Annotated in this window: 6 protein-coding genes; 4 read left to right on the top strand and 2 right to left on the bottom strand. The window is 68.1% G+C overall.

What is annotated here, in order from left to right; genetic code table 11:
- Positions 1–161: 161 nt before the first annotated feature.
- The gene (locus FJV41_RS45270) at positions 162–2,282 is read left to right on the top strand and encodes a DUF1588 domain-containing protein (protein ID WP_141648855.1); all 2,121 of its coding nucleotides are present in this window, start codon (positions 162–164) and stop codon (positions 2,280–2,282) included.
- A 5-nt stretch (positions 2,283–2,287) separates the two neighbouring features.
- The gene (locus tag FJV41_RS45275) at positions 2,288–3,685 is read left to right on the top strand and encodes a DUF1552 domain-containing protein (RefSeq protein ID WP_141648851.1); all 1,398 of its coding nucleotides are present in this window, start codon (positions 2,288–2,290) and stop codon (positions 3,683–3,685) included.
- A gap of 241 nt (positions 3,686–3,926) precedes the next feature.
- Here FJV41_RS45275 and FJV41_RS45280 read toward each other — a convergent pair whose 3' ends face one another.
- Positions 3,927–4,286, bottom strand: coding sequence for a DUF1428 domain-containing protein (locus tag FJV41_RS45280; RefSeq protein ID WP_141648852.1), 360 nt, complete (start codon positions 4,284–4,286; stop codon positions 3,927–3,929).
- A 371-nt stretch (positions 4,287–4,657) separates the two neighbouring features.
- Between FJV41_RS45280 and FJV41_RS45285 the strand changes: the two genes are divergently transcribed.
- Both FJV41_RS45285 and FJV41_RS45290 read left to right on the top strand, forming a co-directional pair.
- Positions 4,658–5,389: a phospholipase D-like domain-containing protein gene (locus tag FJV41_RS45285; protein WP_141648853.1), complete on the top strand. Its 732-nt coding sequence runs from the start codon at positions 4,658–4,660 to the stop codon at positions 5,387–5,389.
- A 42-nt stretch (positions 5,390–5,431) separates the two neighbouring features.
- Complete coding sequence (locus FJV41_RS45290) at positions 5,432–5,908, top strand: hypothetical protein (protein ID WP_141648854.1); 477 nt, start codon at positions 5,432–5,434, stop codon at positions 5,906–5,908.
- A gap of 82 nt (positions 5,909–5,990) precedes the next feature.
- On the opposite strand, the gene hrpA is transcribed toward FJV41_RS45290, so the two are convergent.
- Positions 5,991–9,659, bottom strand: a 3,669-nt coding sequence (gene hrpA / locus FJV41_RS45295) for an ATP-dependent RNA helicase HrpA (RefSeq protein ID WP_246137820.1), incomplete at its 5' end; no start/stop codon positions are given.

The raw sequence follows: 9,659 nt of genomic DNA on the forward strand, positions 1-9,659 counted from the left end.
AACGGCGACCACCGGGATTTACCCGTATGCGATGTTCGGCAGCGTAAGATGTGTAAAAGAGACAGCCCGGGGGGGGCTTGGGGGCCGCGTGCGTGGTGCAGTCGGTGCTCGCCGATCGCTGCGCCACCTGTCACGGCGCGCTGCCAACCCAGGGGGCGACGATGCCGCTGCGCACCCTGCACGACATGCGGGTGAGCTCGGCGATGGATGGGAGGCTCAGCACCGCCCAGCGTGCGCTCATCCGCATGCGCGACGACGCGTCTCCGATGCCGCCGGCTCCGCATGCGCGCGCGAGCGCAGCCGAACTCACCGCGCTCGAGACGTGGATCGGGGAGGGGATGCCCCTCTGCAGTGGCACGGGCAGCCCACCCGTGACGGTGGTTTCCGAGCCCAACCTGCTCGATCAGTCCACGCTCTTCAGCTGCACCGAGGGCGTGCGCTCGGATGCGTCGACGCGCATCCGCCGCATGAACCGACGCGAGTTCACCCGCAACGTTGGTGGCTCGGTCGAGCGCAGCTGGACCGGGTTCAGCTTCTACGACAACCCGCTCGATCCCAGCGCCATCGAGCAGTACAGCTCCTGGGCCACGGACGAGACGCTGGACGAGGCCACGGTGGAACTCTTCCTGCCGGTGGTCGGCGAGGCCGCCGCGCCGTGGACGATGAACTACCCGGACGGCAACCGGATGGAGCGTGTCTACACCGACAGGCGCTTCAACTGCATGTTCGTCGACGCGAACCCGAGCGACACCTGCAAGCGCTTCCACCTCGGCCAGATGCTCGAGTTCGGCGTCTTCTTCCGCCCGCCCACGGAGGATGAGCTCACCCGCCTCACCGCCTTCGCGACCGAGGTCATCGCGCAGGAGCCGAGCAACTCCCCGACAAACCGCGCGGCCTCCATCACGCGGATCTCCAACGCCGCGTGGATGATGACCGGCGCCGTGTTCCGCCGCGAGATGGGCGGCGAGCCGGCCGACGGTCGCGTGGAGCTGACCAGCCTCGAGCTGGGCTCTCAGCTGGCCTACGCGCTGGCGGGGCGGGCTCCCTCGGCCACACCGAGCTTCGTGTACCCTCACTACTCCGCGCCCCTCGAGGGGCATCTGGCGGACGTGGCCACCGCCGCGAAGGACGGCTCGCTCACGCAGGATGCGACGACCACCGCCCTGATCGAGAAGTACCTGGGCGGAGTCGACGCCAACCAGAACGGGACGCCGCGCTTCGATCTGGTGCAGGACTACAACGAGGAGCAGCGCTCCAAGCGCGGGCAGTACTGGCTGGGTGACGGCGTCGCGGGCTTCTTCCGCGAGTGGCTTGGCTACGAGCACGTGTCCGCGGTGTTCAAGGAGTCTCCGGCGGCGACCTCGCGCTTCGAAATCGAGGGGCTCGGCTACATCAGCGCGGTCTCGTACGACAACCTGCTCACCAACTTCCATCCGCTGGAGCCGACCTTCATCCAGCAGTTCGACGATCTGATCGCGCGGGTGGTCATCGAGGATCAGGACGTGCTGGCGAATCTGCTCACCACGCGCACCTTCTACGTGCCCTCCATGCAGCACGCGGCGTACGATTCGCACAAGGGCCTCTCGCACCCCTACAACATCAGCGAGATTCTCCCGGCGACCGTCGCGGGCCGCTGGAAGACGCTGCCCGCCACCGAGCGCGCGGGCGTGCTGACCCACCCAGTGTGGCTGGCCGCGCACGGCGGCAACTTCGAGGACGATCCGTCCATCGTCCACCGCGGCAAGTGGGTGCGCGAGAACCTCCTGTGCGGCTTCGTCCCGCCGCTCAGCAGCGTGCAGGTGGCAGCCCAGGTCGGCGCTCACGCGGCCGACAAGAACGCGCGCCGCCGCCTGCAGGAGGCGACCGCCGGATCGCAGTGTCAGGGCTGTCACCGCCTGATGGAGCCGCTCGGTCTGCCCTTCGAGATCTACAACCACGCGGGCTTCCTGCGCGCGCGGGATCACTCGCCCAGCGGAGGCTGGACTACGCCGGACGGAAGCTCGACGCTCACGTCGATGCCGGACCCCGCGCTGAACGGAACGGTGCGCGACGCGGTGGAGCTGAGCGAGCGCCTGGCGACCTCTCGGCACGTGAAACGCTGCTTCATGCGACAGGCCTTCCGCTACTTCATGGGCCGCCCGGAGAACCCGAGCGACGCCTGCACGCTGACGCAGATGGAGCAGGCCTATGATCAGAACAACGGCTCGTTCTCCAAGATGCTGACCACGTTGATGACCAGTGACACCTGGAAGACGCGGCGCGTGCCGCAGGCTGGAGAGTGACCGCCATGTTCTCGCGACGAACCGTCCTGAAGGGCATGGCCGCCGGCCTCTTCGCGCCCTACTTCCACGACGTCTACGCCCAGTCGTCAGCGCGGCCGGCGCGTCTGGTGCTGGTCCTCGAATGCAATGGCGTCTACCCCCGCGCGCTCCTGAGCACGGGCACCCGCACGGCGCTAGGTGGACGCGCCAATACCTCCGATCGCCTCTTCTGGGACGCGTACAAGGACGCGCCGCTGGTTCGTGAGGGCGACAATCTCGCCAGTGCGATCAGCCTCGGGCCGCTGGCGGCGTCTTCCGGCAACATCGACCTGGTGAACCGCTCCGCCGTGCTGCTGGGGCTCTCGAGCCTCATCGCGGGCGGCGGGCACTCCAGCGGGACGGGTGGGCTGAGTTGCGCGGTGAACGGCGCGGGCGCGACCTTCGACGCGGTGATCGCCCCTCGTCTGCGTCGTGGTGCCCCGTTCGACGTGCTGCGCCTGGGAACCAGCTCCGCACGGGTGTCGATTGTGTACGAGACCTGCGCGCTCGGACCGCGCAAGCCCGCGGGCATCATCGTCAATCCGTCGCTCGCGTTCGACAGCACCTTCGGCTCGCTGCTCGGCGGCTCGACGAACGGGCGTGATCGCAAGATGCTCTTCGACTTCGCGCTGGCCGACTCGCGCAAGGCGCTGGCGGAGTTCAGAGGCAACTCCAACGAGCGGCTGAAACTGGAGCGCTACCTCTCCTCGCTCGAATCGCTGCGCACGCGGGAGGATCAGCTCGCGGGCATGGCGGACCGCGTGCGGCCCTACCTGCCGCTGGCGCCGAAGGACAATCCGCTCATCACTGGCGCGGGCTCACCGCCCGACTCGCTGAAGTGGTTCGAGGCGCAGTTCCAGATCGCCACGGCATCCCTCCTGGGTGGGCTGACGAACACGGTGGTACTGGCGACGGGCACCTCGGGTTTTGACGTGGCCTACGGCCCGGACGTGGCCGACATCGCGCGACACAGCCTGCAGCACGGCCTGGATGCCGGGCAGAACTGGGATCGCGTCGCGGAGGTCACCCGCCGGCACGTGCAGTTGGTGGCGAACCTGGCGAGGACGCTGGCCGCTACGCCAGAGGTCGGTGCGAGCGGCTCGATGCTGGACCACACCGCGATTGTCTTCATGTCCGACAACGGCGAGCAGCACCACTCGACCTCGCGTGAGTGGCCGAAGCTCGTGGTGGGTGGCAACGCGCTGGGCCTGAAGACCGACGGGCGCACAGTGGTGTACCCGAAGTACGACGCAGCCCGGAACCGGCAGGTCTCCAACCTCTTCAACACGCTTGGCCACGCGTTCGGAGACGCGGACTTCAACACCTTCGGGCAAGAGGGCAGCACGCGCATCGCGCCGGGACCGCTGAGCGAGCTGTATGGCTGAGTCGCGAGAGTGGGCTGGGCGGGTGTGATGCCGCCACGGGCGCCCAACAGGAAGCGGCGCGGTGCCCTCCATTTGTGGAGAGCCAGCCGCGCCGCGCGGGTGCCTCGAGTGTGAAGGCAGGCTGCAATGGACTCGCGCCAGCGAGCATGGAGAGGGTGGCCTGTACACGCTCCGGCTCAAGGTGGGCGCAGAGGGCGCGCGGGGACGGGTTTTGACCTGAGTCCCCGCGGGCCAGCCCGGGTTACTTGTCCAGCACCACTACCGGCGCGAAGCCGCCGTAGATCATCCGCGCGCCGTCGAAGGGCATCGGGTTCTGCTCGGGGCTCATGCTTGGGTCCTTCATCATCTTCTCCATGCCTGCGTCGCGCGTGGCCTTGTCGGGCCATTCAATCCACGAGAAGACCACCGTCTCATCGTCCTTGGCCTGCACGGCCCTGCGGAAGTCGGTGAGCTTGCCGCTCGGCACGTCGTCTCCCCAGCACTCCAGCACGCGGAGGGCACCGTACCCGATGAAGGCGGGGTCGCCCTTGCGGGCATGTGCGATGAACTTCTCCTTGTTCGCGGTCGGCACGGCGATGACGAAACCATCGATATAGGACATGGGATGCTCCTCTGAGAATGAGAGGACGCCGGCAGGGCGCCTTCAAGAGCGCGACGATTGGGCGGTACGGGGATCGACATGAAGCGCTCCGTGGACTCGTGAATCTGGCGACGACGACGCCACCGCGCGCCATTCCTGGGTCAGTGGACGGAGCCCTGGCTGGGGGGCCCACGGCCTGCCGAACCGGCGACTTCCCGTCCAAGGGGTGTACCGGACACCTGGGTCTGGGGGCACTCGTCGTGACGGCTCCCCCTGGACGTGGGCCTTGAGGCTTCCTGTTCAGTCCGGTGTCCCCCGGAGGGGGCGCGTCGCGGACGCTGGACAGGGTGGGGTGATTGAGATGCAATCCCTACCTTCCCTCTGGAGCCGACATGTTCTTTGGACGTTCCGACGAAATCCCCAGCTTTATTCCCCACAGCAAGATTTCTTCGGCCGTTCAGGATTTGATTGAGGGAGCCCAGCGAGAGCTGGTCCTGGTGACGCCGTACTTCAAGCCCTGGAACCATCTCCAGAATGCGATTCGGGGACGCCTGGAGGCGCGGATACCCGTCGCGCTCATCGTCCGGGAGGACGAGGTGACCAAGACGGCAGCACACCTCCAGCCTTTCGCTGCGGCAGGAGCCCAACTTCTGTGCCTCGACCGGCTGCACGCGAAGCTGTACCTGAGCGAGCAATGCGCGGTCCTCACTTCCATGAACCTTGTAGAGACCTCCGCGCTCAATAGCTGGGAATGCGCTCTTCAAATCAAAGCCAGTGACTCACCCACGCTGTTCAAGCAGTTCGAGGAGCAGGTCAAGGCCATCCGCAAGAGCGCAAAGCCTATCTCGTCGGGTGGGACGGCTGCGGCGCAACCAGTCGCTGTTGCTCCCACGCCGAAGCCCGAGGTCAATCTCATCTTGCACTTTGGCATCCGGAAGACCGACCTGAAGCCGGAGATGGTGGAAGCGCGCCGTACGTATCCGCGCGCCTATGAGCCCTGGGGGGATGAGGAACTCGATGCGGTCGCGGAACTCGCCCGGCGGAGACTGGATGCCGAGACCATCGCACGACTTCTCGGGCGGCAGCCGAGTTCTGTCGAACGGAAATTGAAGGAAATGTTCTGAGCGGAAGGTGTGCTCCCGAGCGGCCATTCCTTGTGTCTGATCATGTTGAAACGCGACGACGTCATCCACGGAATTGACCTCGCCTTCAGAGATGCGGTCATTCCACGAACCGAGGAAGAGCTTGCACCGCCGGGCATCGAGGCCAAGTACGTTATCGACCACTTCTTCGGCAAGATGCGGAACGACGTGGAATCCCAGCCATTCCCTGGCTCGCTGTACATGGAAGACTTCTCGTACATGACGGACGCCGCCGTCCTGTACTACCTGCCTTCGGTTCTCCGCGTCATGCTGGCGAATTCGGCCGACTTCGAGCTGTGGATTCATCTCCACGGCTTTCTTTGTCGCATTGATGGTGACTATCCCGCCCCTGTGTTGACGGCTCTCAGCGTCGCGCAGCGCAAGGCGATTGCGGACTGGGCAGACACTCTCAGCCAAGAGTGGGCATCGTCGAAGTGGATGTCGCGGTTTTCCAAAAAGGCCGCCAAGCTGGCTCGGACTTATCGCTCAGCAGGAACCTGAGCTTGTGTCGGACGGCGACGTTTGGCGGCGGAGCACCTTGAGGACGCCGATGCTCTCGTCACGGACGCACAGCCACCCGCTGCTAGCGCAGCGCCGCGAGGGCCGCGCCGACCTTCGCCACCGTCACCGACACGGGCGTCGTCACCTCAGGCGCGAAGATGGCCACGCGGAGCTCCTCGAAGTCCCATCGCAGGGCCTGCGCCGCCTCCTGGTCCCGCACGGAGGCGCGCCTGGCGAGGAAGGTCTCCCACAGGGGGGTGAAGGGCGCGGCCTTCCCCGCGTCCTTGCCGGGGTTCGCCACCGCACGCGACAGCCGTGCCTGGGCTGCGCGGAGGAAGCGCGGGTAGTTCAGCAGGCGCGCGAAGGGAATCCACTCGATGAGGTTCGCGGGGAACAGATGCCCGAGCTGCGCGCGGATGTCCCGCACGGCCGCCGCGCCGCTCGGCCCCTTTGATGCCGCCTTGAGTGCGGCGAGCGTCGCGGAGAGTTCCGCGGAGGTGACAACGACGGCGTTCGCCCAGTCCCTGGCCGTGGGCTCGATGCGCGGTGAGCCCTCACGGACCAGCGCCTCGAAGGCCGCCTTCGTGCGTGGCAGCGGCGCACCCGGTGCGAGCTTGAACGCATCGTCGACGCTGCGTGCGAGGACGAGCGGCCGGAAGGCGTCGGCCTGGCCCCGCGCGGGCGGCGCGCCGTCCAGGGACGGGAAGGGTAGCGGCATGCGCGAGGCACTGACGGCCACGTGTCCGCGCGCGGCGAGCATCAGGAGCCGGCGGACCCCCGTGCGAGTGGCCGCCTCGGCGGCGGAGGATGTCTCGAGCAGCACCAGATCCACGGCAGCACCCCGGTCGACGAGCGCGGGGTAGCTGCGGACGTCGAGCCCGCCGACGCGGCGGGTGACCATCGGGGGCAGCTCGCCGAAGGTCCACGTCGTCAGTCCCTGTCGCTCCCAGTCCGAAGTCGGCGCGGCGCTGCGCAGCGCAGCCCGTGCGCGTCCCCCGTACTGCTCCAGCAGCGAGTCGGCGTCGCGGCTCCGCGCGAGCTCCTTTCCCCGCTCGTCGAGCACCCGGAGCGTGATGCGCAGGTACGGCGCCACAACTTCCGCCCGGAGGGACTCCTCGGGCACGTCCACGCCACACAGCCGGGACACCGCACGCACGAGCGCTGGAATCATCGGCCCGCGGAAGGGCACCAGTTCCTTCTCGAGACGGTCGACCAGCGTTGGCAGCGGCCCCAACTGCTTGCGCTGGGCGCGGGGGATCTGCTCGAGCAGGGCGGTGAGTTTCTCCCGCTGCCACCCGGGGATGGTCCAGTCGAATTCACCCGGGACCAACTGGGCGAGCAGCAGCAGCGGCACGCTCAGGGTGATGCCATCGTCCTCGGCCGAGGGGTCGAAGGTGTACGTCACCGGCACGGATGCGCCGTTCAGGGTGATGGCATCCGGGTAGTGCGCCGGGGACAGGCCCGGGTCGTGCGAGAGGGCATCCTCCATCGAGAGGACGAGCACGTCGGGGTCGGCCGCCTCGGCCTTGCGGCGCCAGGCCTCGAAGCTCGCTCCGTCCGTCACGTCCGCCGGGAGGCGCTGGTCGAAGAACGTCAGCATCGCCTCGCTGTCGAGCAGCTCGCTGCGCCGGGCCTTGTCCCGCAGGCGCGCCACGCGCTCGAACACCTGGCGGTTCTTCTCCTGGAACGCCCCCCGGGTGCGGTACTCGCCGCGCACCAGGGCATGCTCCAGGAACATCAGCCGTGCCCGGGCGGGGTCCATGCTGGCCAGGGCCACGGGGCGTTCCTTGAAGACCTGAAGCCCGAAGAGGGTCGCGTTCTCCTTCACCACGGCGCGCGCGGACTTCTCCGACCAGTGCGGGTCGGAGTAGCTGCGCTTGAGCAGGTGGGGGGCCGCCGCCGCGAGCCACTCGGGGTCGAGCTTCGCCACGGTGCGCGCGAACAACTGGGACGTCTCCACGAGCTCGAACGCCATCACCCATGCAGGGGGCTTTTTCGCGAGCGCCGACGAGGGGTGAACCATGAAGCGCGTCTGCTTCGCACCCGTAAAAAGGCGCTGCTCCGGATTCCACTGGCCGATGCGGGACAGGAGCCCGGTGAGGAGCGCCTGGTGCAGGACGTCCCCGCGCGCCGGGGTGCCCCGGCCCTTGCGCGGCAGGCGCAGCTCGCGGACGGTCTCCTCGAGCTGGCGCTGGACGTCCCGCCACTCGCGCACCCTCAAGAAGGACAGGAAGTTGTCCCGGCACACGCGCCGCAGATGGGACGTCCCCCGGCCCTCGGCCTCGCTCACGAACGCCCACAGCTTGAGGAGCCCCGTGAAGTCCGAGTGCTCGTCACGGAAGCGCCGGTGCAACTCGTCCGCCTTCTGCGCGAGCTCCCGTGGCCGCTCGCGCGGGTCCTGCAGGTTGAGCGCCGCGGCGACGATGAGCACCTCGTCCAGACACCCGTACTCGGCGCCGGCGAGAATCATCCGCGCGATGCGCGGGTCCACCGGGAAGCGCGCAAGCTGGTGCCCGAGCGGCGTCAGGGTGCGCTCCTGGCCCTCGATGGCCCCGAGTTCCTCGAGCACCCGCCAGCCCTCGGCGATGGCTCTCGGCTGGGGCGGGTCGAGGAAGGGGAAGTCCTCGACGTCACCGAGGCCCAGGGACTTCATCCGCAGGATGACCCCCGCGAGCCCGGTGCGCTTGATTTCCGGGTCGGTGAAGGCGGGGCGCGTCGTGAAGCTCACCTCGTCGTAGAGGCGCACGCAGATGCCCTCGCGCACGCGTCCGCAGCGCCCTTTGCGCTGGTCGGCGCTGGCCTGGGAGACCGGCTCGATGTGCAGGCGCGTGGTGCCCGAGCGGGGGTCGTAGCGCGACAGGCGCGCCACCCCCGTGTCCACGACGTAAACGATTCCCGGGATGGTGACCGACGTCTCCGCGACGTTGGTGGCGAGGATGACCCGGCGCTCGGGAATGGTGGAGAAGACGCGCGACTGCTCGGCGGCCGACAGGCGCGAATACAGGGGCTGCACCACCGTGCCGCGGAGCGCGCGCGCGTTCAGGGCATTCTCGGCCTCGCGGATTTCCCGCTCCCCGGGGAGGAACACGAGGACGTCCCCGTCCGGGTCGAGCGAGAGGACGTTTGTCACCGCATCGGCGACGGAGTCGGTGAGTTCGTCGTCCTCGGGGGGCGGCTCGTAGAGCACGTCCACCGGAAAGGTGCGGCCCTCCACCTGGATGACCGGAGCCCCCCCGAAAAACTGAGAGAAGCGCTCGGTCTCGATGGTTGCGGAGCTCACCACCACCTTGAGGTCGGGGCGCCGGGGAAGGATGCGCTTGAGCCACCCCAGCAGGAAGTCGATGGTGAGGCTGCGCTCGTGAGCCTCGTCGAGCACGATGGTGTCGTAGCGGCTCAGGAGCGGGTCGCTGTGAATCTGCGCGAGGAGGACTCCGTCGGTCATGAACTTCACGGCCGTTCGCCGGGACGAGCGGTCCTCGAAGCGAATCTGGTAGCCGACGTCCGTGCCCAGCTCCGTGCCTATCTCGCGTGCCACGCGCGCTGCCACGCTCGTCGCGGCGATACGCCGGGGCTGGGTGACACCAATCTGGCGCGGGCGGCCGCGCCCCATGGCGAGCAGGACTTTCGGCAGCTGCGTCGTCTTCCCCGAGCCGGTGGCCCCCGCGACAATGACGACCTGGTGGGCGGAGATGGCCGCGGTGATGTCTTCCACCCGGCTCGAGATGGGGAGCTCGGGGGGGAAGTGCAGGGT

The sequence above is a fragment of the Myxococcus llanfairpwllgwyngyllgogerychwyrndrobwllllantysiliogogogochensis genome (assembly GCF_006636215.1).
Taxonomy (GTDB): Bacteria; Myxococcota; Myxococcia; order Myxococcales; family Myxococcaceae; genus Myxococcus; species Myxococcus llanfairpwllgwyngyllgogerychwyrndrobwllllantysiliogogogochensis.

Bases quoted from the DNA above. Each gene is read 5' to 3' on its own strand.
- FJV41_RS45275 (WP_141648851.1), top strand. From the start codon at position 2,288: ATGTTCTCGCGACGAACCGTCCTGAAGGGCATGGCCGCCGGCCTCTTC.
- FJV41_RS45290 (WP_141648854.1), top strand. From the start codon at position 5,432: ATGTTGAAACGCGACGACGTCATCCACGGAATTGACCTCGCCTTCAGA.
- FJV41_RS45280 (WP_141648852.1), bottom strand. From the start codon at position 4,286: ATGTCCTATATCGATGGTTTCGTCATCGCCGTGCCGACCGCGAACAAG.
- FJV41_RS45270 (WP_141648855.1), top strand. From the start codon at position 162: ATGCCGCTGCGCACCCTGCACGACATGCGGGTGAGCTCGGCGATGGAT.
- FJV41_RS45285 (WP_141648853.1), top strand. From the start codon at position 4,658: ATGTTCTTTGGACGTTCCGACGAAATCCCCAGCTTTATTCCCCACAGC.